Below are 23,483 nucleotides of genomic sequence, written 5' to 3' on the forward strand. Positions count from 1 at the left end.
ATCTACCCGATGGCTATCCGACCCCTTAGGTTGGCGGTGTTGGCAGGCAGCAGCGCACTTTTGCTGGCTGCATGTGATCGCCCCCTTGATTTCGATATGCGCGGCGGCTTTGGCGATGGTTTCACCACAGCCGATGCAGCGACAGGCCCGCTGGCCCCCCGGCCCGCACCGGATAATCGGGGGGTTATTTCCTATCCGAATTATCAAGTGGTTGTCGCCCGCCGTGGCGATACATTGACGGATGTGGCCAACCGTATTGGTGCGGATGTTGGCAGCTTGTCACGCTACAACGGCATTGATCCCACTGCCCTTTTGCGCGAAGGCGAGATCATCGCCCTTCAGAACCGTGTCGCCGAACCATCGCCCGCGACAGGGGCCTCGGGCACCGGCCCGATCACCACGCAAGCCATTGATATTCAAACACTTGCGGATGGTGCCATCAACCGCGCGCCAGCGTCGCCCACGGTTCAGACCGCAGCCCTGCCCGCCACGCAGACCCGCGAAAACCCGAAGAAACAGACAGGCAGCGAACCCGTGCGTCACAAGGTCGAGCGGGGCGAAACCGCCTATACGATCGCGCGGCTTTACAGCGTACCCGTCGCCACCTTGGCGGAATGGAACGGCCTGGGGGCGGATTTCTCGATCCGCGAGGGTCAGTTCCTGTTGATTCCTGTTCCACAGCAAGCCGCACCCCAACGCAGTGCCGCGGTCCCTGCAACGGCCACAGCCGCCACGACAATGCCCGGTGTCGGATCTCCGACACCTACCCCGCCCAGTGCCGCCAAACCCCTGCCACCGGTAGAGCCCGCGGTGAAACCCGCCACAGTGGAACCGGCAGCGGCAAAACCTGTGGCAGATGTCGGCAGAACCACAAAACCCGTTTCGGCAGGTCGCATGACACCGCCCGTTCAGGGCAGCATTATCCGCGCATATTCCAAAGGCAAGAACGAGGGGATCAACATCCAAGCTACCCCCGGCGGCGCGGTCAAAGCGGCGGATAGCGGCACAGTCGCAGCCATCACAAAAAGCGCCGAAGGTGTGCCGATTGTCGTGATCCGTCACCCTGACAACCTGTTGACCGTCTATGCCAATGTCGCGAATGTCAGCGTGGCAAAAGGCGATAACGTGGCAAAAGGTGCCACCATCGCCAAGCTGCGCGGCGGCGACGATTCATTTGTGCATTTCGAAGTGCGCAACGGTTTTGACAGCGTCGACCCGACCCCCTACCTGAACTGATCCAGCTTTGAATAAGCGGTTTCGCAGGCGCGCCAATCTTGCGGCGCGCTTGCATAAATCACCTGTGAGTGATGTTTGGGCCCCGACGCAAGCCGCGCTTAAAGCGTAACGCCCCGACGGCCCGCCAGATCAACGAAATACTGCCACGCCACCCGGCCCGACCGTGATCCGCGCGTCGCCTGCCATTCAATCGCCTCGGCATGGAGCGTCGGCTGATCGATCTCGATCCCGTGCGCATCACAATAGCCACGGATCATCTCAAGAAACTGCTGCTGGTCACAGGCGTGAAAGCCAAGCCACAAACCGAAACGGTCCGACAGGGATACCTTTTCCTCGACGGCTTCGGCAGGGTTGATCGCCGATCCACGTTCGTTTTCGATCATGTCGCGCGGCATCAGGTGACGCCGGTTCGACGTTGCATATAAAACGACATTATCCGGCCGCCCTTCAATGCCGCCATCCAGCACAGCCTTTAACGACTTGTATTGCGCATCATCATTGCCAAAGCTCAGATCGTCGCAAAACAGGATAAACCGGTAAGGTGCATGGCGAAGATGGGCCAGCAAACGGCCGACCGACGGCAGGTCTTCGCGTTGCAATTCAACGATGCGCAAGGCGCTATGCGTTGCCTGAACATGGGCATGTACCGCTTTGACAAGGCTGGATTTTCCCATCCCCCGCGCGCCCCAAAGCAGGGCGTTGTTGGCAGGCAGGCCTGCGGCAAACTGGGTGGTGTTCGCCAGCAACGTATCACGCGCCCGGTCAACGCCCACCAGCAACCCCAGATCAATTTTGCTGACCTTGGGCACGGGCACCAGCTGGTCCGGCCCCGTGTGCCAGACAAAGGCCCCGGCAGCGTCGAAATCAGGAGCTTTCAGCGGCGCCGGAGATATCCTCTCGAGCGCCGCCGCGATGCGGTCTAAGGGATCGTCGATCACTTGCCGTCATCCTCGTCGAATTCCGCCATCAGGGGGTCTTCGTCTTCGTCGTCGTAATACCCTTCGGCGCGCAATTTCTCTTCGCGCTGGCGTTCAACACGGCGCACCAGCATGATCGAAATCTCGTAAAGGCCATAGACCACCACGAACAGAATGATTTGCGTAATCACATCCGGTGGCGTCACCAAAGCGGCCAGAACCAGAATGCCGACAACCGCGTATTTGCGCACGTTGCCAAGCCCCTCGGCACTGACCAACCCGGCCTTGCCCATCAAGGTCAACAACACAGGAAGCTGGAAACACAGACCGAACGCCACGATGAATTTGATCGTCAGGCTCAGGTATTCCTGTGCAGACCCCTGAAAGGCGATCGCGGCAATACCCTGCCCGTCTTTGCCCCCGTCGCCCACCAATGTGCCCGCTTGCTGGAACCCAAGGAAGAAATCGAAAGCCAGCGGCGTGACCACATAAAAGGCAAAAGCAGCGCCCAAAAAGAACATCAAAGGGCTGGAAATCAGAAACGGCAGGAACGCGCCCTTTTCGTTTTTATACAGCCCCGGTGCCACAAACCGCCACAGCTGGTAGCTGATATAGGGGAAACCCAACACCAAACCGCCCAAAAGCGAGATCGAAATCGCGACAAAGAAACCTTCTTGCAGCTTGATCAGGATCAACCCGCAATCCTCTTGGCCCCGCTCGGCCATGGCCGAACACAACGGGTGGGTCAGAAAGTTAAAGATCGGATTCCAAACAGTAAAGCAAATCACCATCCCGATGATAAACGCGATCACGGAATGGATCAGCCGCGTGCGCAGCTCTGCCAGATGTTCGATCAGCGGGGCGGCGCTGTCGTCAATATCGTCCGAAGCACTCATGTTTCACTCTTTTTTGCCGCTGGCTTTTTAGCCGCAGGTTTCTTGGCTGCGGGCTTTGCAGCCGGCTTTTTCGCGGCCGCCGCTTTCGGCGCAGCAGGCTTTTTCGCAGGCGTCTTTTTTGCAGCTGCCGGTTTGGCTGCCGGTGTCGCAGGCTTGGCCAGATGCGCCACCTCGGCATCCGCCGTCGCCAACGCCTCTTTCGCTTCGCGCTGCTTGCGCTCGGCAATTGTGCGGTCGCGCACGGCCTGCATCTTTTTGGCATCCTCCGCCCGCTTGGCCGCCAGTTTGCCGGTCTCGCTATCCGGGTTGATGTCGGCCAGGGACTTGGTCGCCGATTTGACCCCGTCCATTGCAGTGCCCAGCGGATTGGTCGCCGCCTTGAGCGACTTGTTCAACCCCGATGATATTTCGCGCATGCCGGTGTCATCCGCCGCGTCATTCATTGCGCTGCTAAACTCGCGCGCCATGCCTTTGGCCTTACCCACGAACTGCCCCACCTTGCGAAACAAGACAGGCAGGTCCTTGGGGCCCACCACGATCAAGGCAACGACGCCAACGACCAATAACTCCGACCACCCCATATCAAACATGGCGGGTTACACCTTGTCCTTGTCGGTCTTGATTTCGGTCACAACGGCAGACTCGTCAGACAATTCAGCTTTGTCATCGCTGGCATTCTTGATGTCTTCTTCGCCTTCGTTGATGCCCTTTTTAAAGCTGGTGATGCCTTTGCCGACTTCACCCATCAGGCTTGAAATCTTGCCACGTCCAAACAGGACCAGCACAACAACAGCGATCAACAGAAGGCCGGGAAGGCCGATATTATTAAACATAGTTTTCTCCACATCCAAAGCAGGCGAACGCAGTTCCCGCGTCCGGTTCCGTTTCTGTCTATGTCTGACCGACCCGGGCTTGAAGGGGGAAACACCCCAAGGCCCGGCCAATTCCACCAGTTTTCCGCAACAGCTTCGATCCGCGATCAACAGCTGACAGTTTTTTGGCAGTTGCCTTGGCAATCCCCGGCTTTTGTGGCACAAAACCCCATGAACCGCTCCGACCGCCTCTTTGCCCTGCTCGATACGCTCGGCGATTACAGCCTGCACCGGGCCGAAGATCTGGCTGCGGCACAGAATGTGTCGCTGCGCACGCTGTACCGCGACATCGGCCGGCTGCAATCCTCAGGCGTGCCCGTGACAGGCACACGCGGCGCAGGCTACCGGCTGGAACCGGCCACCACATTGCCACCGTTGACCCTGACCGATCCCGAAATCGAAGCACTGCAACTCGCCCTCGCCATCGTGCTGGAAACCACGGACCCCGCCCTGAAATCCGCCGCGACCGCATTGGCAGCCAAGATCGACGCAAGCCTGCCGCTCGAGACATCCGCCACCGATACAGACTGGCAACAGATCGAACACCCGTTTGCCAATGCCGCCCGTGGCATGGGGCACCTGCCCATTCTGCGCGCCGCAATCCGCGCCCGCCAGAAACTCAAGCTGGTCTATAACGCCCCCGACGCGACCCTGCGCAGCCTGATCCTGCACCCCGCGTCGCTCCAGCATCAGGCCCGCAGCTGGATTCTGAAAGGTTGGGACGAAACCCGAAACGCACAGGTCTCCTTGCGTCTTGATCTGATCGAAAACGCAGAGCCCCTACCCGAGCTTTTCACCCCAAGGGTCTAATTCCAAATGGAAAAAAATCCTCGCCGAAGGCATTGAATCTCTTTTATGACGCGCCGCGCAAGCGCCAGCCATCCTGCTTGGGCAAAAACGCCTCGACACTGGCCTGCGCGACGACAATCACCTCATCCCCGCTTGGCACATTCAGCCCGCCGAACACCGCGCGTACCTGCGCCCGGCCACGCGGCAGTTTGGCGACCAGCGCGTCAATATTCACCTTGTCAGGGTCCTGCACCGCCACAGTGACCTGCACGCGCATCGCATCATGAGGCAAATCCAGCACGCCAAACAACGGCAAGGATGAATGCCGCAAGGCGTCTTCGATCGCGCGGGCGCAGGCCTTGGTGTAATCCATGCCGTGCAGGTCATTGCCCATGCCCATCTCGATGATGATCCGCTGCTCAACCATCGGCGCGCTCCATATCAAAGGCCACGGACAGCGCCACATTCGCCATGATCGTCGGGTTGCCCTCGCCCTCGGGGCGCGGCACATCCAAGCCGCCGCGTTGCACGTTCACCGTGACATCACCGTAGGGAAACACCGCCCGCAGCACATCGACATCGACCTGATCGGGCTGCTGCACGCCCACATCCAGCGTGATTTTCATCGCGGATTTATCAAAGCCGAACAGCTCTGCCAGATTGATCGAATTATGCCACAGCGCATCGCGCACCGCGCGTTCGGCGGCTTGGGTATAATCGGCGCGGCGCAAGGACGACCCCATGCCGAATTCAACCATCAACGTCTGCATCCCTTGCCCCTTCAGCTTGCCGGAAACACGAAACAGCGGTCGCGCCGGATCGTCAGCCACATCACCGCGCCGGGTTGCGGCAAAAACACATTAGGCACCGTGGCGCGCAGGCTGCTGCCGTCATGGTCCATCACGAATTCAACAAGGCTTTCATTGCCCATAAACCGCGCCCGCGAAACAACGGCACGGGCTGCCGTGCCATCTGTTGCGGTGGGCAATGGCCCCTTGCCCGCACGGTCAAAATCGATCCGCACGTGCTGGGGGCGAAACACGATATCCACCTGCGTGCCATCCGGCACACCGGGGGCCAGAAACCGCCCGAAAGGCGTTTGCGCCAGCGCACCCGACACTTCGGCCCGCAACACATTCGCATCGGAAAAGAACGAGACCGCCGCGCGGTCGATGGGCCGGGTATAGACGTTATAGGGTGCGCCTTGCTGCACGATCTTGCCGTTGCGCATCAGCGCGATCTCGTCGGCCATGCGCATGGCCTCTTCGGGCTCGTGGGTGACCAGCAAAACCGCGGTGCCCTCTTCCTTGAGGATACCCAGCGTTTCATCGCGGATGTCATCACGCAAACGGTTATCAAGCCCCGAAAACGGCTCGTCCATCAGCATGATCTTGGGGCGCGGGGCAAGGGCGCGGGCCAGTGCCACACGCTGCTGTTCGCCGCCCGACAATTGATGCGGATAGCCGTCGATAAACCGCAGCAGGTCAACCCGCTCCAGCAGTTCCTCGACCCGCGCGCGGCGCTCTGCCTTGGTGCCGGTTTTCAGGCCAAACCCGACATTGCCGGCAACGCTCAGGTGGGGAAACAGGGCAAAGTCCTGAAACATCAGGCCAATCTCGCGCCGTTCTGGCGGGATGCGGAAAACCGTGTCGCAGATCAGCTTGCCATCCACATGGATCGTGCCGCTGTCTTGCATCTCGACGCCCGCGATCATCCGCAGGGTGGTGGACTTGCCGCAGCCCGACGGCCCCAGCAAACAGGTCACCTGCCCCGGCATGATCTGGAGACTGACGTCGTCAACAACAGCGCGGCCGCCATAGCTGCGCTTGAGGTGTTTGATTTCAAGCCGAGGCTGGATTTGCGTCATGGGCTACAGTCTTATCCGATCAATTCGCTCGGGTACGACCGCTATCAGCCCCGCCGCGCGCCCGCAAGCACCGCCGCAAAGCCTGCGGTCAAAACAACCACACAGATCACCAAGAGCTGTTCGTATTTATGCCCCTCGGGCAGGATCGCAGCGAAGACCGCCCAAGAGCGCCCGAAATAGGTAACCGCCCCCAGAATCGCCGCGCCAAAGGCAACGAAATAGGACCATTGTGCAATTTGACGCCCCATCACCAGCCCCACAATCAACACAGGTGTAAGGAACATCGACGCCGTGCCGGACACCGCCACCGCGTCAAACAGCGTCGCATTGCCCCACAAGGTCAGCGCCGCCCCTGCGACCATAAAGACCACCATCACAACGCGCCCGCCGTTCAGGCTGCGCGGGGCCAGTTTCAATTCCTCGACCACCAGCCGTGCGGCGGATGCCAAGGCGGAATCCAGCGTGCTGAGCGCCGATACCAGCAATGAGATCATCAGCGCGCCAAAGACCCATGCGGGAAACATCTTGGCCCAAGTCCCGATCAATTCGCCCTCGTATTCCGCCCCTGTCAGGCTGGCCTGAATGCCGAAAAAGCCGAAACCGATGATGCACAATGTCGAAATCCAGAATGCGTGGATGAACGACCGCCGCGTCGTGTCTTTGTCTGCGATAAACCCGCGGTCCATCATCACCGGATCATGGGCGGGGTAGGAAAACACCTGCAACAGCGCCACCACCAACAAGACCCAGCCGTTATAGCTGCCCGCTGTGCCCGGTGCCGTGACAACCGCGCCCAGATCGAAACCGGGGCTGGCGACCAGAAACACCAGCGCCATGCCGAAGACGACCAGAAACACCAGCATTTGCAGGACATCCGTGCGCAGGGCCGCGCTCAATCCGCCCCAAGCGGAATAGACCAGCCCCATAAACGCGACGATCAAGATCGCGGTCGTGCCGCTGCCCGCCAGTACGGCGTTGAAAATCAGCCCGACGACCAGCAGGTTGGCAAAGACTTCGGACAAAAGCCGCAGCGCGATGACCAGATTGTAACAGCCATTGCCCGCCACCCCGAACCGCGCGCCCAGCCAGTCCTGAACCGACATCGACCCGCTTTCGCGCAGGCGGCCCACGATAAAGCCCCCCGTCAGGAACGACCCGTAGTAGGCCGCGTAGGCCAAGGTGCCCGCGATGCCGTAGTAATAGCCCAGGATCGCCGCGTTCATCAGAGAACGGGCGAAAATCCATGTGGTGACCTGGCTTAGCACCAGCGTCCAAAGACCGGGGGCGCGGCCCGAAGATGTCACCCCGCCAAAGAACCCTTCGATGGAGGCGCGACGCGGTGCGACCAGCAGGCTGGCCACGACAATGGCACCGAAAACGGCGATCAGGATTGTGGGGTTCATTCGGGGGCTACCTTTGTTAAATCGTTAAACCAGACCTAGCCGAGACAGCAATCCTGCGCCATCTGGGCAGCGGATGCATATCGCGATTGTGATTTTCTGTAGCAATCCAGGGCATCAAGGCGGCACGAGGCTTTGGATTGGCCCCCGTGCCGACTTGTGGTTGTTTAAAGGGTCAAATTGGCGGCACCGCCATCCAGCAACAGGTTCTGACCGACGATGAACCCCGCATGTTGCGAGCATAGAAAAGCGCAGGCAGCACCGAATTCCTGCCGCGTGCCATAGCGCCCCGCCGGGATGGTGGCCGCGCGCGCTTTGCGCGCCTCGTCCAGTGTGATGCCCTTTTGCTTGACCACGGTGCCGTCCAGCGCATCGGCGCGGTCTGTGGCGTGGATGCCGGGCAGCAGGTTGTTGATGGTCACGCCCTGGCCCGCCACCTGACGCGATGTGCCCGCGACATAGCCGGTCAATCCGGCACGGGCGGAATTGCTCAGACCCAGAACGCCGATCGGCGCGCGCACGGATTGCGAGGTGATATTGACCACGCGACCCCAGCCGCGCTCCATCATCGACGGCACCAGCGCTTTGATCATCGCGATCGGGGCCAGCATGTTCGCGTCCAGCGCCTTGATGAAATCGTCGCGCTCCCAATCCTGCCACATGCCGGGGGGCGGACCACCTGCGTTATTGACCAGAATGTCGATCTGGCCCGCCGCATCCAGCACCTGTTTCTGGCCGTCCTCGGTCGCGATATCGGCAGCGATGGTGATGACACTGACGCCATAATCCTGCCTGATCCGCTCGGCTGCGGCCTCAAGCGCGTCGGCCCCGCGTGCATTCATCACCAGATGAACACCCGCGTCGGCCAATGCTTCGGCGCAGCCCAGCCCCAACCCCTTGGATGACGCACAAACCAATGCGCGTTTGCCCTTGATTCCCAGATCCATAATAATTCCCTCCTGATTTCAAATTGTTCGTATCATTCATGATCGGTCCATTGCCAGCAAAAGACCCAAGGCTTGACCCGCTGTAGCCACAATCATATCTCATTGAAAACATGCGACACATCGCTTGATACAAAGGCACGTCCCCAAAATGACCTCCAACCGGCCAGCCCCCCCCCAAAGCGTGCCTGTCTACCGCGCAGCGCAGCTGGTGGCGACGGATGGGGCAAATATGGGGGATGCGATTTCCTTTGCCTCGGAACTGCTGCTGGATGACGTCTACGAGCTGACCTACGGGTCGGACCCGCACCGCCTGTCGATGCTGGCCTTGGGCACGAACGGGTTCGAAATTGCCCCCGATTCCGAGGTGGGTACCATCGGCGCACAGCTGCATCTGGACAGCGCGCTGACCTTCATGACCCCGGACGGCCAGACCACAGACCTGATTATTCTGGTCGAAGTGGACGAAAAAAACAACGCCGAAGACATCTATGTCGTGCCGCTGAGCGCACTTTCATCGGCACTGGAATACCGGCTGGTCGGCATCGATACAAAGACGGCACAGCAGAAATTTGCGCAGGTCGCCTGCGTGTCATTTACCCGTGGCACCCATATCACCATGGCATCCGGCGAACAGCGCCCGATCGAAGACCTGAAAGTCGGGGACCGCGTGTTGACCCGCGATGACGGGATCAAGGCAGTGCGCTGGATCAGCCAAAGCACCGTGCGCGCCGTGGGTGAATTTGCCCCGATCTGCATTTCTGCCGGCACGCTTAACAACGCCAATGACCTGATTGTCAGCCCCGATCACCGGTTGTTCATCTACCAACGCGAAGACCACCTTGGCGCGGGCCGCTCGGAACTGCTGGTCAAGGCGCGCCATCTGGTGAACGGTGACAGCGTGCGCGTTCAGGATGGCGGCTTCGTCGATTATTTCCAGCTGCTTTTTGACGGCCACCAGATCATCTATGCCGAAGGCATCGCCGCTGAATCCATGCTCATCGACAGCCGCACCAAAGCCGTGCTGCCCCAAGAGCTGTCTGACGCGATGGGCGATGTGATCCCCGGCCATTCCGACCGCCGCCATGCCGGGCTGGATGTCGGCAAACCCCTGCTCGACCGTCCAGATGCGGCGGAACTGTTGCGCAAGGCCAGCATGCGCTGACCTCGGCGCAGTTTTCAGCCAAAGAATTCCTCGCGTACGATTTTGCCGTCTGCAACGTGGTAAATCGCGACCTCTTTCATCACCATTTCCTTGCCGCTCGCCTTTTCGCGCGCCGCCACGTCAAAGATCACCGCAAACCGGTCATCGCCATGCAGCATCGGGTCGCTGACCTCCTGGCGGGTGACCTCCATCGTGTCGGCCCACCAGGCGTGCTTGCCTTTGATGCCATCCAAACCTCTGGTCTCGCGACCTTTTCCGTAATCGGCCCCTTCGACTGAAACCGCATCTGCCGCGTAAAGCCTGTCCAGATTCTCACCCTCGCGGCCTTCGCGGCACCCTTCGACCAGGGCCTGTGCAATGTCTTTCAGTTCCATTTTCCTTCCCCTTCCTTGCTAAGTCATCCACATTCTACACCGCTTGGCCGCAAACCCGCAGACAATTTGCACGGCCACAGCTTTGCCCACACTTGCGCGTGTCAATGGGCATGGATATATGCCAATCTATGTTAGATACCCCCTCAAACCGCCCCGCATTGCCCGCCGAAATCGCCCGGCGCCGCACTTTTGCGATCATCTCGCACCCCGATGCGGGCAAAACCACGCTGACGGAAAAATTCCTGCTGTTCGGCGGGGCGATCCAGATGGCGGGTCAGGTCCGTGCCAAGGGCGAAGCACGCCGGACGCGGTCGGACTTCATGGCGATGGAAAAAGACCGGGGCATTTCGGTCTCTGCGTCGGCCATGTCCTTCGATTTCGCGACCAAAGACACCAATTACCGGTTCAATCTGGTCGACACCCCCGGCCACTCCGACTTCTCGGAAGATACCTACCGCACGCTCACGGCCGTTGATGCCGCCGTGATGGTGATTGACGGCGCGAAAGGCGTGGAAAGCCAGACGCAAAAGCTGTTCGAAGTCTGCCGTATGCGCGACCTGCCGATCCTGACCTTTTGTAACAAGATGGACCGCGAAAGCCGCGATGTCTTTGAAATCATCGACGAAATTCAGCAAAATCTTGCCATCGACGTGACCCCGGCCAGCTGGCCTATCGGCGTGGGCCGCGATTTCATCGGCTGCTATGACATCCTGCGCGACCGTCTGGAACTGATGGACCGTGCCGACCGTAACAAAGTGTCCGAAAGCATCGCCATCGAAGGGTTGGACGACCCTAAACTGGCCGAACATGTGCCCGCGAACCTGCTGGAAAAGCTGCGCGAAGACCTTGAGATGGTGCGCGAATTGATGCCACCGCTGGACGCCGCCCTGATGGCCGAAGGGTCACTGACCCCGATCTGGTTCGGATCGGCAATCAATTCGTTCGGCGTCAAGGAATTGATGAACGGCATTGCCACCTATGGCCCAGAACCACAGATCCAAAGGGCCGAACCCCGCAACATTCTGCCCGAAGAAAAGAACGTGTCGGGCTTTGTGTTCAAGGTGCAGGCGAACATGGACCCCAAGCACCGCGACCGCGTTGCCTTTGTCCGGCTTGCCTCGGGGCATTTCACCCGCGGCATGAAACTGACCCATGTGCGGTCGAAAAAAGTCATGTCCGTCACCAACCCGGTGATGTTTCTGGCCGCCGACCGTGAACTGGCCGAAGAAGCATGGGCTGGCGATATCATCGGTATTCCCAACCACGGCCAATTGCGCATCGGGGATACATTGACCGAAGGCGAAGCGCTCCGCGTGACCGGCATCCCGTCTTTTGCGCCCGAATTGCTGCAAGGCGTGCGCGCGGGCGACCCGATGAAGTCAAAACATCTGGAAAAGGCGCTGATGCAATTCGCCGAAGAAGGGGCCGCCAAGGTTTTCAAACCCGCCATCGGGTCGGGCTTTGTTGTGGGCGTCGTCGGGCAGTTGCAATTCGAGGTTCTGGCCAGCCGGATCGAACTGGAATACGGCCTGCCCGTGCGGTTCGAACAATCGCAGTTCACTTCGGCGCGTTGGGTGAACGGTGACCGCCAAGCCGTTGATAAATTTACCGAAGCCAACAAACAGCACATCGCGCATGACCATGATGGCGACATCGTCTATCTGACGCGTTTGCAGTGGGATATCGACCGCGTCGACCGTGACTATCCCGATGTGCGCCTGACCGCGACCAAGGAAATGATGGTCTAGCTTTGGCTTGCCAGCGGCCTTTGAACACCGCAAACTTGCCCCATGACTGATGTGACATGGGGCATCGCCTCGACCATACTTGCGCCGACGCGCGACATCTTGCAGTTCGCCGCCTATCATCTGGCGGCGGGCGCGCATCGCATCTACATCTATCTGGATGCGCCAAATGCCGAAGCCTACGCCCATCTGGACGCGCATCCGAAAATCCGTGTCACCACCTGTGACGACAAATACTGGAAGCAGCGCAAGCGCGACCGCCCCGATACCCATCAGGTGCGCCAAACCGCCAATGCCACCCACGCCTATAACCGCCGGACCGAGGTGGACTGGCTGATCCACATGGACGCCGACGAGTTTCTGGTCGCCGACCGCCCCATCGCCGATATTCTGGCCGAACGCCCCGCCGATCCGCCCGCCACCCGCATCCGCCCGATGGAGCAGCTTTCCGGCGCGCCATCAGCCTTTAAGGTTTTTGTGCCCAACGGCCCCGACCGCGCCCGCATCATTGCCGATCTTTATCCCACATACGGCGCATATCTTAAGGGCGGGTTTCTAAGCCATCTGGCAGGCAAGGTGTTCGTGCGCACAAATCTGCCGAATATCCATCTGCGTATTCACAACGTGTTTCAGGACGGCAAAATGCTGCCCTGCCACGACCGGCAGGACGAAATTGATCTGGCCCATCTCCACGCAAAATCATGGGACGACTGGATTGCCGCCTACCGGTATCGCGTGGCCAAGGGCAGCTACCGCCCCGAACTTGGCCCCAACAAGCCTTATGAAAAAGGCGGATTGTCGATGAACGACCTGTTCCGGATGATCGAGGGCGAATCTGGCGAGCAAGGATTGCGCGCATTTTTTGACGAAGTCTGCGCCGATACCCCTGCCTTGCGCGCCCGTCTGACCGGTCACGGGCTCCTGCGCGAGGCAGACCTTGATCTAATGTCACATCTTGGCACTCATTTTCCCGATTTCACAGGCGTTTAGCGCATCCATTTGACCTGATGCAGAGTCTTTGTTAATGGGTGCTGAACATGTCGCGGAGACCCTCCGCCGCTTGGGCCATGCGGGCCGACATGAATGCTGCCGCGGGCCAAAATTTATGTCCGCTATCATCGGACACACATGACAAAATTTTCTGATCTAAATCTGAACCCGAAAGTACTGAAAGCCATCGAAGAGGCCGGGTACGAAACTCCCACCCCAATTCAAGCGGGTGCCATTCCCCCTGCCCTTGAAGGCAAAGACGTTTTGGGCATCGCCCAGACCGGTACTGGCAAAACCGCCAGCTTTACCCTGCCCATGATCACCATGCTGGCCCGTGGCCGTGCCCGTGCACGTATGCCGCGCAGTCTGGTTTTGTGCCCCACACGCGAACTGGCCGCTCAGGTCGCCGAGAACTTTGACACCTATACAAAGCACCTGAAACTGACCAAAGCGCTGCTGATCGGTGGCGTGTCTTTTGGTGAGCAGGACAAGCTGATCGACAAGGGCGTCGACGTCTTGATTGCCACCCCCGGCCGGTTGATCGACCATTTCGAGCGTGGCAAACTGATCTTGTCCGACGTAAAAATCATGGTCGTCGACGAAGCCGACCGTATGCTCGACATGGGTTTCATCCCTGACATCGAACGCATCTTCCAGATGACGCCGTTCACCCGTCAGACGCTGTTCTTCTCGGCCACCATGGCCCCAGAGATCGAGCGGATTACCAACACCTTCCTGTCGAACCCCACACGTGTCGAAGTCGCGCGTCAGGCCACCACAGGCGAGAACATCGAACAAGGCGTGCTGATGCTGACCGCGTCCCGCAAGGACCGCGAAGCAACGGAAAAACGCAAGGTCTTGCGTGCGCTGATCGATGCCGAAGGCGACAAATGCACCAACGCCATCATCTTTTGCAACCGCAAGATGGATGTGGACACCGTTGCCAAGTCGTTGAAAAAGCACGGTTATGACGCGGCACCGATCCATGGCGATCTGGACCAAAGCCAGCGCACCAAGACCCTTGACGGGTTCCGCAACGGCGAATTGCGCTTCCTTGTGGCGTCTGACGTTGCCGCACGCGGCCTTGATGTCCCGTCGGTGAGCCACGTTTATAACTTTGACGTGCCCTCCCATGCCGAAGACTATGTGCACCGCATTGGCCGTACCGGCCGCGCCGGGCGCGATGGCAAAGCGATCATGATCTGCGTTCCGCGCGACGAAAAGAACCTCGCCGATGTCGAACGTCTGGTCCAGCGCGAGATCCCCCGGATCGAGAACCCGCTGGGTGACACCCCTGCGGCAAAGCCTGCCAAAGAAGCGGCCCAGGACGCCCCCAAGGCCGACAAGCCCGTTGCCAAGGATGCCGCACAAGACGAGGCACCAAAGTCAGAAAAGCCCAAGCGCACCCGGACCCGCAGCCGTAAAAAGCCCGAAACGGCCAAGGTTGAAACCGATACCGTCGCAGCAGACGCCCCGACACCCGAGCCAAAGCCAGAGCAGCCAACACCAGAGGCAACGCCAGAGGTTCAGGCTGAAAAGCAGCCCGAACCCAAAGCAGCAGCCGCTGACGATAAACCGCAAGACGACAAGCAACAGCAAAACCGTCGCGGTGGCCGCGGAAACAACCGCAACGAAAACCGCAACCAGAACAACCGCAACGATAATAAAATCGTCGGTCTGGGCGAACATACCCCCGAATTTATCGGCCTCAGCTTTGCCGAGCGCCGCGAATAAATACCGGATCGTATTTCAAGGAAACGGGCGCAGGGGAAACCTTGCGCCCGTTTTCGTTTCACCGCCCCCTGAAAATCTCACCGCCCCCTGCAAACTCACCGCCCACCACAAACAAAAACGCCGCGCAGATCCTTTGATCCACGCGGCGTAAATGCAGTATTTTCAGGCGATCAGCTTAGACGGCTGACCACAATCGTGACTTCGGGCTTCTTGCCGATCTCGTCGTTGGCCGACTGACGCACGACACGTTTCAGACCGTCATGCAGCTTGTCATCATCGCGCAACGTCTTTGCATTGGCACGGCCAAGGAACTGAGCCAGGTCAGCCTCGAGGATTTCAACAAGCGACGATTTCGACCGGCCCTGTTCGGGCAGGCCCATGGCATCAACCCAAGGGTCGCCCAAAGCTTCGTCGTTTTCATCCATGATCACGGTCACGGTCACATGCCCGTTCAGCGCCATACGGATACGGTCGCGCACGACCCCGTCCATCGCGCCGATCTGGGTCGATCCGTCCAGATAAGTGCGCCCGCTGTCGACATATTCCGCGACTTTGGGTTCATTGCCAGACAGGTCGATCATCATGCCGTTCACAGCCAGAACGCCCTTCATGCCCTTGGCATTGGCGATCTTCACATGCTCGCGCAGGTGACGGTGTTCGCCGTGCATCGGGATCAGGATCTGCGGCTTGACCACATCATGCAAAATCTCAAGGTCGGGACGGTTGGCGTGGCCCGACACGTGGTACAGGCCCGAACTGTCATCGACGATATCAACGCCCATCTCGGAGAATGCGTTAATCACCTTGATCACGCCGCGCTCGTTGCCGGGAATGGTCTTGGACGAGAACAAGAACATATCCCCTTCCTTCATCTCAAGACCCATGTATTTGCCACGTGCCAGCTGCGCCGACGCCGCACGGCGTTCGCCCTGTGATCCGGTCACCAGCAGCATCAGGTTCTCGCGTGGCACGCCGCGCGCGTCCTCGGGGCTGATCACCGCCGGAAAGTCCTTCATCACGCCGGTCTCAAGCGAGGCCTCGACCATCCGCTTCATCGCACGACCCAGCAGAACGACAGACCGCCCTGCCCGCTCGCCCGCATCCGCAAGGGTCTTCACCCGCGCCACGTTCGACGCAAATGTCGTTGCAACAACCATACCCTGGGCAGAGCCAAGCAGCTTTTCAATCTCTGGCCCGACAGTCGCTTCGGACCGGCCGGCGTTCTGCGAAAACACGTTGGTACTGTCACAGATCAACGCCTTGACGCCACCCTTGGACACATCGGCCCAAACCTCGGGATCATAGGCTTCGCCCACACCCGGAGTCATGTCGATCTTGAAATCGCCCGAGTGGATCAAACGGTCGCCTGCCACGTCGATCACAAGGGATGACGATTCAGGGATCGAGTGGGACATCGGCAAAAAGCCGACCTTGAACGGACCAACGGTGGTCGTTGCAGGCCAGGGTGCCACAGTGGTGATCGCGTTATCAGGATGGTTGTATTCGCTCATCTTGCGCTTGGCGATGTTGGCGGTAAATTTCCGCGTATAGATCGGCGCACGCAAACGGTCATAGGTATGCGCAACCGCGCCCACGTGGTCTTCGTGCGCGTGGGTGATGAAAATGGCCTCAATCTGGTTTCGGCGTTCTTCCAGCCAGGCGATATCGGGGATGATCAAATCCACGCCGGGGCTGGTGTCCATGTCCGGGAACGCAACGCCAAGGTCGACCACAATCAGTCGTTCCTTGCCAGGTTTCCCATAGCCATAAACATAGGCATTCATGCCAATTTCACCTGCCCCACCGAGGGGCAGATAGATCAATCTTTCGCTGCTCATATGATTAAGCGGTGTCCTTGTTATAATTATAAATCACGGTCAAACCGTGCATTGTCAGATCATCTTGGTAGGAATCGAACAGGTCCACTGCCTGCTGAAACAACGGGGCCAGCCCGCCGGTGGCGATCACACGCATTTCGCGCTCACGCTCCGCCTTTATCCGCGCACATATCTCACGAACGAGCCCGACATAACCCCAAAAAATACCTGATTGGATGCAGGCTACGGTATTTGTACCGATCACCGCCTGCGGTTTAGAGATATCCACATGAGGTAAGGCCGCCGCGGCATTATGCAATGCCTCAAGACTAAGATTTACCCCCGGCGCAATCACCCCGCCGATATAGGCCCCGTCACTGGCCACCACATCAAAGGTGGTCGCAGTGCCGAAATCCACCACAATCAGATCGCCGCCGAACAGATCAAACCCCGCAACGGTGTTGACCAACCGGTCCGGCCCCACGGCAGTGCCCGCATCAACGCGCACATCAACGGGCAGCTTGCATTCGGGCTTGCCCACCACGATGGGGCGCGTGTTGAAATATCTGTCGGCCAGAACCCGCAGGTTGAACACCACCCGTGGCACGGTCGAACTGATGATCACATCGGTGATATCCGCCTCGACCTTTTGAAATTTCATCAGCGTGCTCAGCCAGACGTAATACTGATCCGCCGTGCGCTGCCATTCGGTCGAGGTCCGCCAGGTGCCAATAAACTGCGTTCCGTCCCAAATGGAAAAAACCGTATTCGTATTGCCGCAATCAATCGCCAAAAGCATCGAACGGCCCTCCCTCACATCCTAGAAAAATACATCCGCCGCAGTGATCGGCACCCGCCCCTTGGGGGTGCGCAAGATCAGACTACCGTGTTCATCCACATCCTCAAAGATCCCGCGTGTCTCGTCGCGCATGGTCCGCGCCACGATCACTTCGCCCAGACGGGCCGCATGGGCCAGCCAGGCGGTGCGGATCGGCGCAAAGCCAAAGGTCTGAAACTGGGTTTCAAGCACGGCATATTCGCCAGCCAGCGCATCCAGAAACGCAGCGGGGGAAACAGATATGCCCGTTTCACCGATCACCGACACGGGGCGCAGGGCCCCCGCCTCCACCTGATCGGCACCGGGCGCATGGGCTAGGTTCACCCCGATCCCGATCGCCAGATGATCGCCGATCGTCTCAAGCAAGATGCCCGCAACCTTCCCACCATTCAGCAACACATCATTGGGCCACTTCAAGGCAAAAGCCCCCTCGTCCCCGGTCACCCGTACAAAGGCACGGCGCAAGGCCAGCGATGCGACAAAGCTGCGCAGCGCCGCGATCCCGGGGGCCTCGACGCGGCGCATCATCAATGTCCCTGCAAAATTACCCTTCGGTGTGGCCCATGACCGCCCGCGACGCCCGCGCGCCGCCGTTTGTTCCTCGGCCAGAATCCAAAGCGGCCCGGTCAACTCTGGCGCACGCCGTGCCGCCTCGCTCAACGTGGAATCGATGCTCTCAAACACAAGACGCCCGTAACCATCCGGCCACGACGCGCCCTGCTTCTCTGGCTTGAAAATATCCCCGCCGGAGGCTCCCTCACGCACGGGGCCCACCAACCGATCAGTTGACCAGTGTCGCCGCCGCCGTGATGGCAGCACCCTCGACACCGAACATATTGGCAATACCGACCACCATGATCACAGCCGACGCAATGAGGAAGCCTGTCAGCAAACCGCTTTTCCCGCCATCCAGCCGGTCATCACCCTCTTCGCCGAAATACATCAAAAAGACGATGCGCAGGTAGTAATAGGCACCAATCGCCGAGGCGACAGCACTTGCGGCCACCAGCCAGATCAGCCCCGCGTCAACGCCGGCTTGCCACACGCCGAACTTGGCAAAGAAACCCAGCATCGGCGGCACACCGGCCAGCGAGAACAGCAACACCAGCAGCGCCAATGCCTTACCGGGCGCGCGTTTGGAGTACATGTTCAGCGCCGCAATATCCGTGACCGGCTGGCCGTCTTTCTCCATGCTCAGGATAAAGGCAAATGTACCGATATTCATCGTCACATAGATCGCCATATAGACCAGCATCGCCTTGACGCCCAGTTGGGTGCCAGCCGCCAGACCGATCAATGCATATCCCATGTGGGCAATCGACGAATACGCCATCAGACGTTTGATGTTGGTCTGGCCAATGGCAGCAATCGCACCAAGGAACATCGACAGAACCGACAGCAACGCGATGATCTGGCTCCATTCGGCGACAGCATTGCCAAAGGCGTCATGCATCACGCGGGCGAACAGCGCCATTGCAGCAACCTTGGGGGCTGTCGCGAAAAACGCGGTGACAGGGGTCGGCGACCCTTCGTAAACGTCGGGGGTCCACATGTGGAACGGCACAGCCGAGACTTTGAACGCCAGACCGGACATCAGGAATACGATCCCGAACAGCAACCCGAGGGAGGTCTCACCCGTCTGCGCAACGGTCATAATACCTGCGAATTGCGTGGTGCCCGCATAGCCGTACACAAGCGACGCGCCATATAGCAACATCCCCGAGGACAAGGCACCAAGCACGAAATACTTCAGGCCCGCTTCGGTTGATTTCAGGCTGTCACGGCGCAGGGACGCGACCACATACAAGGCCAGCGATTGCAGCTCGAGGCCCATGTAAAGCGACATCAGGTCGCCTGCACTGACCATCATCATCATGCCCACAACGCTCAGGGCGACCAGAACCGGATATTCGAACCGCAGTAGGCCACGGCTTTTCATATAGGCCTCCGACATCGCCAGAACGGCAGCAGCGCTCAGCAGGATCGTCACCTTGGCAAAGCGGGCAAAGCCGTCTTCGATGAACAACCCGTTAAAGGCGATGCGTGTCTCGCCCGTGCCGGTCATCCCGATCCAGATCGCCAGCAGCACCATCAGCCCCGCCGTCAGCCAGACCAGCAAGGACCCCGTCTTGTCTTTAGACGTATAGACCGCCCCCAGCAGTGCCAGGATCGCAAAAAGCGACAGCACGATTTCGGGCAGGATGACATTCAGATCAGCGGAAATCATCGCGCGGTCCTTTATTCTGAGGCCATCTGGACAGCGGCACCTGCCGCCTCCAGGGCCGTATCATAGCTAGCAACAAGGGCGGAAACCGATGGTCCGATGATATCAAGGACCAGTGCCGGATAGACACCCAAAAGAAGAGTCATGACGATCAGCGGCGCGAAAATCCAACGCTCACGGGTCGTCATATCGGTGATTGTGCGCAGGCTTTCCTTGATCAGGTCACCCATCACAACGCGGCGGTACAGCCACAGCGCATAGGCCGCCGAGAAGATAACGCCGGTTGTCGCAACCGCAGCCACCCATGTGTTGACCTGGAAAATCCCCATCAATGTCAGGAATTCACCCACGAAACCGGATGTCCCCGGCAGGCCGACGTTCGCCATGGTAAAGAACATGAACACCAGCGCATAGGCAGGCATCCGGTTGACCAGACCGCCATAGGCGTCGATCTCGCGGGTGTGCATACGGTCATAGATCACGCCAACGCAGAGGAACAAGGCAGCCGAGATAAAGCCGTGGCTGACCATCTGGAAAATCGCCCCGTCCAGACCTTGCTGGTTGAAGGCAAAGATACCCATTGTCACGAAACCCATGTGGGCCACCGATGAATAGGCGATCAGCTTTTTCATGTCTTCCTGCACCAGCGCCACCAGCGAGGTATAGACAATCGCAATGGCGGACATCCACAGCACCAGCGGTGCCAGCACATCGGACCCGACAGGGAACATCGGCAGCGAGAACCGCAAGAAGCCGTAGCCGCCCATTTTCAACAGGATCGCCGCCAGGACGACAGAACCCGCAGTCGGGGCCTGAACGTGCGCATCAGGCAACCAGGTGTGGACGGGCCACATCGGCATTTTGACAGCAAAGCTGGCAAAGAAGGCCAAAAACAGCATGGTTTGCAAACCGCCAACCACTGTAATTCCGGCAATCGAGAATGTCTCGGAGGCAAAGGTATGGGTCAGCAGGCTGACTTCGCAGCCGCCAATACAGGTGGTGCCCGCATCGGCATACATCGCAACCATGGCCACCAGCATCAAAACCGAGCCAAGGAAGGTATAAAGGAAGAACTTGAAGCTGGCGTAAATCCGGTTCGCGCCACCCCAGATACCGATGATCAGGAACATCGGGATCAGGCCTGCTTCGAAGAACAGATAGAACAGCACCATATCCAGCGCCATGAACACGCCCAGCATCAGCGTTTCCAGCAGCAGGAAGGCGATCATGTATTCCTTGACCCGCGTGGTCACGTTCCAGCTGGCGGCGATCACCAGTGGCATCATGAAGGTAGTCAGCATCACAAACAGGATCGAAATCCCGTCGACGCCCATGCGGTATTTCAGACCCATGATCCAGGTCGCTTCGTCCACAAACTGGAAGCCGGTGTTGGACGGGTCAAAGTCGAACAGGATGAACAGTGAAATCAGGAAAGTGACGGTTGTTGTAATCAACGCCAGCCATTTTGCATTGCGTGCCGCTGCTTCGTCGTCGCCGCGCAGGAAGACGGCCAAGATCAGCGCCGCAAAGCTTGGCATGAAAGTAATGATGGAAAGCAAGTGATGATCCATTAGTTTGCCCCCCCGCTCATCGTCATCCATGTTACAAGGATCGCGATCCCGATCACCATGGCGAAGGCGTAGGTAAAGATGTAGCCAGATTGCGCACGACCCGCGAGCCGCGTGAGGAAGGGAATAATGCCCATGGCGATGCCATTCAGCGTCCCGTCGATGACATTCCCGTCGCCGCGCTTCCAAAAGAAACGACCGATGGCAGAAGCCGGTTTGACGAAGATCACGTTATAAATCTCGTCGAAATACCACTTGTTCAGGAAGAACAGGTAAAGCGGACGCTGGTTTGCCGCCAAACGGCCCGGCAGCGTCGGGTTCCAGATGTAGAACCACAGCGCCATGATCAGACCCAGCGACATTGCGATGAACGGGCTGACCTTGACCCAGGCAGGCGCTGCATGCGCATCGTCAAGCACGGTGTTATCGGGACCAAAGAACAAGGCACCTTCGCCGGGTGCACCAGCAAAGCTGGGCCCGTGGTGTGCGTCATCGCCATGGCCTGCATCCGTTGCGGCCGCACCATGGCTGTCTTCGGCACCTTCAACCTTGGCATCGCCACCAGCAGCCATTTCGGCCATCGGGATACCATAGAATTCGCCGATATCTTCGGCATGACCAAAGAAGCTGTTGTAAAACACCATCCCCGAGAAGATCGCACCAAGGCTCAGCACACCCAGCGGGATCAACATGACCATCGGGCTTTCATGCGCATGGTCATGGGTATGTTTGTCACCGCGTGGCTTGCCAAAGAAGGTCAGGAACATCAGGCGCCAGCTGTAGAAACTGGTCATCGCCGCAGCAATCACCAACATCCAGAAAGCATAGGATGTGCCACCGGCCCAAGCGCTTTCAATGATCGCATCCTTGGACAGGAAGCCGGCGAAACCGAAATGGGTCAACGGAATGCCGACACCGGTGATGGCCAGCGTGCCGATCATCATCGCCCAGAACGTATAAGGGATCTTTTTGCGCAGACCGCCATAGTTGTTCATGTCCTGCTCGTGATGCATCGCGTGAATGACGGACCCTGCCCCAAGGAACAGCATCGCCTTAAAGAACGCGTGGGTCAGCAGGTGGAACATCGCGGCGGAATACATGCCAACGCCCGCAGCCACGAACATATAGCCAAGCTGTGAACAGGTCGAATAGGCGATGACGCGTTTGATGTCGGTCTGAACCAGACCCACAGTCGCGGCGAAGAATGCGGTGGTCGCACCGATAAAGGTCACGAACATCATCGCTTCGGGCGCGAATTCCATCAGGGGCGACATGCGGCAGACAAGGAAAACACCCGCAGTAACCATCGTCGCGGCGTGGATCAGGGCGGACACAGGGGTCGGGCCTTCCATCGCGTCCGGCAACCATGTGTGCAAGAACAGCTGCGCCGATTTACCCATGGCACCGACAAACAGAAGGAAGGCAAGCAGGTTCGCCGCGTTCCAGTCAGCCCACAAGAAATGCAAGGTGGTGTTTGCCAGTTCAGGTGCCGCGGCGAAAACATCGTCGAACTTGATGCTGTCGGTCAGATAGAACAGGCCAAAGATCCCAAGCGCAAACCCGAAGTCACCGACACGGTTGACCACGAAAGCCTTGATCGCAGCAGCGTTGGCCGACGGTTTTTTGTAGTAAAAACCGATCAACAGATATGACGCAACGCCCACACCTTCCCAGCCAAAGAACATCTGAACAAGGTTATCGGCTGTAACCAGCATCAACATCGCAAAGGTGAAGAACGACAGATAGGCAAAGAAACGGGCGCGGTATGGCTCGTTGTCTTTGAAATTCTCGTCATGGGCCATGTAGCCAAAGGAATACAGGTGCACGAGGCTGGACACGGTGGTGATCACGATCAGCATGATCGCCGTCAAACGGTCCATGCGGATCGCCCAGTCTGTCGACAGGCTGCCGCTTTCGATCCAGCGCAACAGCTGGATATGCTCTGTCACACCGTCAAAGGTCAGGAAGACGACCCAGCTTAGGAAAGCCGCCAGAAACAACATCGCCGTAGCGAACCACTGTGCCGGCTTTTCGCCGATCAGTTTCCAGCCAAAACCCGTGATCAATGCACCCACAAGTGGTGCGAAAAGAATGATGCTTTCCATGA

The 23,483-nt window shown here is 58.9% G+C and carries 22 protein-coding genes; 6 read left to right on the plus strand and 16 right to left on the minus strand.

The window, feature by feature from the left end; genetic code table 11:
* Window positions 1–9 precede the first annotated feature (9 nt).
* Entirely contained in the window at window positions 10–1,236 is a 1,227-nt protein-coding gene (locus ACSQ13_RS08500; protein WP_295512160.1) for a LysM peptidoglycan-binding domain-containing protein, read from the plus strand.
* A 98-nt stretch (window positions 1,237–1,334) separates the two neighbouring features.
* On the opposite strand, the gene ACSQ13_RS08505 is transcribed toward ACSQ13_RS08500, so the two are convergent.
* The 4 genes from ACSQ13_RS08505 to tatA are packed head-to-tail and all read right to left on the minus strand — an operon-like array spanning window position 1,335 to window position 3,882.
* Window positions 1,335–2,174, minus strand: coding sequence for an ATP-binding protein (locus ACSQ13_RS08505; RefSeq protein ID WP_176249342.1), 840 nt, complete (start codon window positions 2,172–2,174; stop codon window positions 1,335–1,337).
* Window positions 2,171–3,049, minus strand: a complete 879-nt coding sequence (gene tatC / locus ACSQ13_RS08510; protein ID WP_176249343.1) for a twin-arginine translocase subunit TatC — start codon at window positions 3,047–3,049, stop codon at window positions 2,171–2,173. The genes ACSQ13_RS08505 and tatC overlap by 4 nt, the downstream gene beginning before the upstream one ends.
* Window positions 3,046–3,639: a Sec-independent protein translocase protein TatB gene (gene tatB, locus ACSQ13_RS08515; RefSeq protein WP_295512158.1), complete on the minus strand. Its 594-nt coding sequence runs from the start codon at window positions 3,637–3,639 to the stop codon at window positions 3,046–3,048. Before tatB ends, tatC begins: the two co-directional genes overlap by 4 nt.
* A gap of 6 nt (window positions 3,640–3,645) precedes the next feature.
* Window positions 3,646–3,882 (minus strand): twin-arginine translocase TatA/TatE family subunit, encoded by a 237-nt coding sequence (gene tatA, locus ACSQ13_RS08520; protein ID WP_176249345.1) that lies wholly within the window; start codon window positions 3,880–3,882, stop codon window positions 3,646–3,648.
* Between the two features lie 210 nt (window positions 3,883–4,092).
* On the opposite strand from tatA, the gene ACSQ13_RS08525 reads away from it, so the two are divergent.
* The gene (locus ACSQ13_RS08525) at window positions 4,093–4,731 is read left to right on the plus strand and encodes a helix-turn-helix transcriptional regulator (RefSeq protein ID WP_295512157.1); all 639 of its coding nucleotides are present in this window, start codon (window positions 4,093–4,095) and stop codon (window positions 4,729–4,731) included.
* A 43-nt stretch (window positions 4,732–4,774) separates the two neighbouring features.
* On the opposite strand, the gene ACSQ13_RS08530 is transcribed toward ACSQ13_RS08525, so the two are convergent.
* From ACSQ13_RS08530 to ACSQ13_RS08550, 5 genes are all read right to left on the minus strand, one after another.
* Window positions 4,775–5,137 carry a Lin0512 family protein gene (locus ACSQ13_RS08530; RefSeq protein ID WP_176249347.1) on the minus strand — a complete coding sequence of 121 codons (363 nt, stop codon included), beginning with the start codon at window positions 5,135–5,137 and terminating at the stop codon, window positions 4,775–4,777.
* Entirely contained in the window at window positions 5,130–5,480 is a 351-nt protein-coding gene (locus ACSQ13_RS08535; protein ID WP_176249348.1) for a Lin0512 family protein, read from the minus strand. The genes ACSQ13_RS08530 and ACSQ13_RS08535 overlap by 8 nt, the downstream gene beginning before the upstream one ends.
* Before the next feature lie 11 nt (window positions 5,481–5,491).
* Complete coding sequence (locus ACSQ13_RS08540; protein ID WP_295512155.1) at window positions 5,492–6,577, minus strand: ABC transporter ATP-binding protein; 1,086 nt, start codon at window positions 6,575–6,577, stop codon at window positions 5,492–5,494.
* Between the two features lie 44 nt (window positions 6,578–6,621).
* Complete coding sequence (locus ACSQ13_RS08545) at window positions 6,622–7,980, minus strand: sodium:proline symporter (protein ID WP_295512153.1); 1,359 nt, start codon at window positions 7,978–7,980, stop codon at window positions 6,622–6,624.
* A 164-nt stretch (window positions 7,981–8,144) separates the two neighbouring features.
* Window positions 8,145–8,924: an SDR family oxidoreductase gene (locus ACSQ13_RS08550; RefSeq protein ID WP_295512151.1), complete on the minus strand. Its 780-nt coding sequence runs from the start codon at window positions 8,922–8,924 to the stop codon at window positions 8,145–8,147.
* Window positions 8,925–9,072: 148 nt separating this feature from the next.
* Between ACSQ13_RS08550 and ACSQ13_RS08555 the strand changes: the two genes are divergently transcribed.
* Window positions 9,073–10,086 carry a Hint domain-containing protein gene (locus ACSQ13_RS08555; protein WP_176249352.1) on the plus strand — a complete coding sequence of 338 codons (1,014 nt, stop codon included), beginning with the start codon at window positions 9,073–9,075 and terminating at the stop codon, window positions 10,084–10,086.
* A 14-nt stretch (window positions 10,087–10,100) separates the two neighbouring features.
* On the opposite strand, the gene ACSQ13_RS08560 is transcribed toward ACSQ13_RS08555, so the two are convergent.
* The gene (locus tag ACSQ13_RS08560) at window positions 10,101–10,460 is read right to left on the minus strand and encodes a nuclear transport factor 2 family protein (protein ID WP_176249353.1); all 360 of its coding nucleotides are present in this window, start codon (window positions 10,458–10,460) and stop codon (window positions 10,101–10,103) included.
* A gap of 128 nt (window positions 10,461–10,588) precedes the next feature.
* On the opposite strand from ACSQ13_RS08560, the gene ACSQ13_RS08565 reads away from it, so the two are divergent.
* The 3 genes from ACSQ13_RS08565 (at window position 10,589) to ACSQ13_RS08575 (ending at window position 14,929) form a co-directional block, all read left to right on the plus strand.
* Window positions 10,589–12,208, plus strand: coding sequence for a peptide chain release factor 3 (locus ACSQ13_RS08565; RefSeq protein WP_176249354.1), 1,620 nt, complete (start codon window positions 10,589–10,591; stop codon window positions 12,206–12,208).
* A gap of 42 nt (window positions 12,209–12,250) precedes the next feature.
* On the plus strand, window positions 12,251–13,195 hold the full coding sequence (locus ACSQ13_RS08570) for a glycosyltransferase family 2 protein (RefSeq protein ID WP_295512149.1): 945 nt from the start codon (window positions 12,251–12,253) through the stop codon (window positions 13,193–13,195).
* Between the two features lie 138 nt (window positions 13,196–13,333).
* Entirely contained in the window at window positions 13,334–14,929 is a 1,596-nt protein-coding gene (locus ACSQ13_RS08575) for a DEAD/DEAH box helicase (RefSeq protein ID WP_435988237.1), read from the plus strand.
* Between the two features lie 170 nt (window positions 14,930–15,099).
* Here ACSQ13_RS08575 and ACSQ13_RS08580 read toward each other — a convergent pair whose 3' ends face one another.
* The 6 genes from ACSQ13_RS08580 to nuoL are packed head-to-tail and all read right to left on the minus strand — an operon-like array spanning window position 15,100 to window position 23,481.
* Complete coding sequence (locus tag ACSQ13_RS08580; RefSeq protein WP_176249357.1) at window positions 15,100–16,767, minus strand: ribonuclease J; 1,668 nt, start codon at window positions 16,765–16,767, stop codon at window positions 15,100–15,102.
* A gap of 4 nt (window positions 16,768–16,771) precedes the next feature.
* Window positions 16,772–17,545 (minus strand): type III pantothenate kinase, encoded by a 774-nt coding sequence (locus ACSQ13_RS08585; protein ID WP_176249358.1) that lies wholly within the window; start codon window positions 17,543–17,545, stop codon window positions 16,772–16,774.
* Window positions 17,546–17,566: 21 nt separating this feature from the next.
* Window positions 17,567–18,349, minus strand: a complete 783-nt coding sequence (locus tag ACSQ13_RS08590; protein WP_295512019.1) for a biotin--[acetyl-CoA-carboxylase] ligase — start codon at window positions 18,347–18,349, stop codon at window positions 17,567–17,569.
* Between the two features lie 16 nt (window positions 18,350–18,365).
* Window positions 18,366–19,811, minus strand: coding sequence for an NADH-quinone oxidoreductase subunit NuoN (gene nuoN / locus ACSQ13_RS08595; RefSeq protein WP_176249359.1), 1,446 nt, complete (start codon window positions 19,809–19,811; stop codon window positions 18,366–18,368).
* Between the two features lie 11 nt (window positions 19,812–19,822).
* The gene (locus tag ACSQ13_RS08600) at window positions 19,823–21,379 is read right to left on the minus strand and encodes an NADH-quinone oxidoreductase subunit M (RefSeq protein WP_176249360.1); all 1,557 of its coding nucleotides are present in this window, start codon (window positions 21,377–21,379) and stop codon (window positions 19,823–19,825) included.
* Window positions 21,379–23,481: an NADH-quinone oxidoreductase subunit L gene (gene nuoL / locus ACSQ13_RS08605; protein WP_176249361.1), complete on the minus strand. Its 2,103-nt coding sequence runs from the start codon at window positions 23,479–23,481 to the stop codon at window positions 21,379–21,381. Before nuoL ends, ACSQ13_RS08600 begins: the two co-directional genes overlap by 1 nt.
* Window positions 23,482–23,483: the final 2 nt, after the last annotated feature.

Origin of the sequence: Sulfitobacter sp. SH22 (assembly GCF_965641905.1) — a bacterium.
GTDB lineage: Bacteria > Pseudomonadota > Alphaproteobacteria > Rhodobacterales > Rhodobacteraceae > Sulfitobacter.

Coding starts and splice junctions, on each gene's coding strand:
- ACSQ13_RS08540 (WP_295512155.1), bottom strand. CDS start 6,577: ATGACGCAAATCCAGCCTCGGCTTGAAATCAAACACCTCAAGCGCAGC.
- ACSQ13_RS08530 (WP_176249347.1), bottom strand. CDS start 5,137: ATGGTTGAGCAGCGGATCATCATCGAGATGGGCATGGGCAATGACCTG.
- ACSQ13_RS08555 (WP_176249352.1), top strand. CDS start 9,073: ATGACCTCCAACCGGCCAGCCCCCCCCCAAAGCGTGCCTGTCTACCGC.
- ACSQ13_RS08585 (WP_176249358.1), bottom strand. CDS start 17,545: ATGCTTTTGGCGATTGATTGCGGCAATACGAATACGGTTTTTTCCATT.
- ACSQ13_RS08545 (WP_295512153.1), bottom strand. CDS start 7,980: ATGAACCCCACAATCCTGATCGCCGTTTTCGGTGCCATTGTCGTGGCC.
- ACSQ13_RS08580 (WP_176249357.1), bottom strand. CDS start 16,767: ATGAGCAGCGAAAGATTGATCTATCTGCCCCTCGGTGGGGCAGGTGAA.
- ACSQ13_RS08525 (WP_295512157.1), top strand. CDS start 4,093: ATGAACCGCTCCGACCGCCTCTTTGCCCTGCTCGATACGCTCGGCGAT.
- ACSQ13_RS08600 (WP_176249360.1), bottom strand. CDS start 21,379: ATGGATCATCACTTGCTTTCCATCATTACTTTCATGCCAAGCTTTGCG.
- ACSQ13_RS08500 (WP_295512160.1), top strand. CDS start 10: ATGGCTATCCGACCCCTTAGGTTGGCGGTGTTGGCAGGCAGCAGCGCA.
- ACSQ13_RS08565 (WP_176249354.1), top strand. CDS start 10,589: ATGTTAGATACCCCCTCAAACCGCCCCGCATTGCCCGCCGAAATCGCC.
- ACSQ13_RS08560 (WP_176249353.1), bottom strand. CDS start 10,460: ATGGAACTGAAAGACATTGCACAGGCCCTGGTCGAAGGGTGCCGCGAA.
- tatB (WP_295512158.1), bottom strand. CDS start 3,639: ATGTTTGATATGGGGTGGTCGGAGTTATTGGTCGTTGGCGTCGTTGCC.
- nuoL (WP_176249361.1), bottom strand. CDS start 23,481: ATGGAAAGCATCATTCTTTTCGCACCACTTGTGGGTGCATTGATCACG.
- tatC (WP_176249343.1), bottom strand. CDS start 3,049: ATGAGTGCTTCGGACGATATTGACGACAGCGCCGCCCCGCTGATCGAA.
- tatA (WP_176249345.1), bottom strand. CDS start 3,882: ATGTTTAATAATATCGGCCTTCCCGGCCTTCTGTTGATCGCTGTTGTT.
- nuoN (WP_176249359.1), bottom strand. CDS start 19,811: ATGATTTCCGCTGATCTGAATGTCATCCTGCCCGAAATCGTGCTGTCG.
- ACSQ13_RS08575 (WP_435988237.1), top strand. CDS start 13,334: ATGACAAAATTTTCTGATCTAAATCTGAACCCGAAAGTACTGAAAGCC.
- ACSQ13_RS08550 (WP_295512151.1), bottom strand. CDS start 8,924: ATGGATCTGGGAATCAAGGGCAAACGCGCATTGGTTTGTGCGTCATCC.
- ACSQ13_RS08570 (WP_295512149.1), top strand. CDS start 12,251: ATGACTGATGTGACATGGGGCATCGCCTCGACCATACTTGCGCCGACG.
- ACSQ13_RS08535 (WP_176249348.1), bottom strand. CDS start 5,480: ATGCAGACGTTGATGGTTGAATTCGGCATGGGGTCGTCCTTGCGCCGC.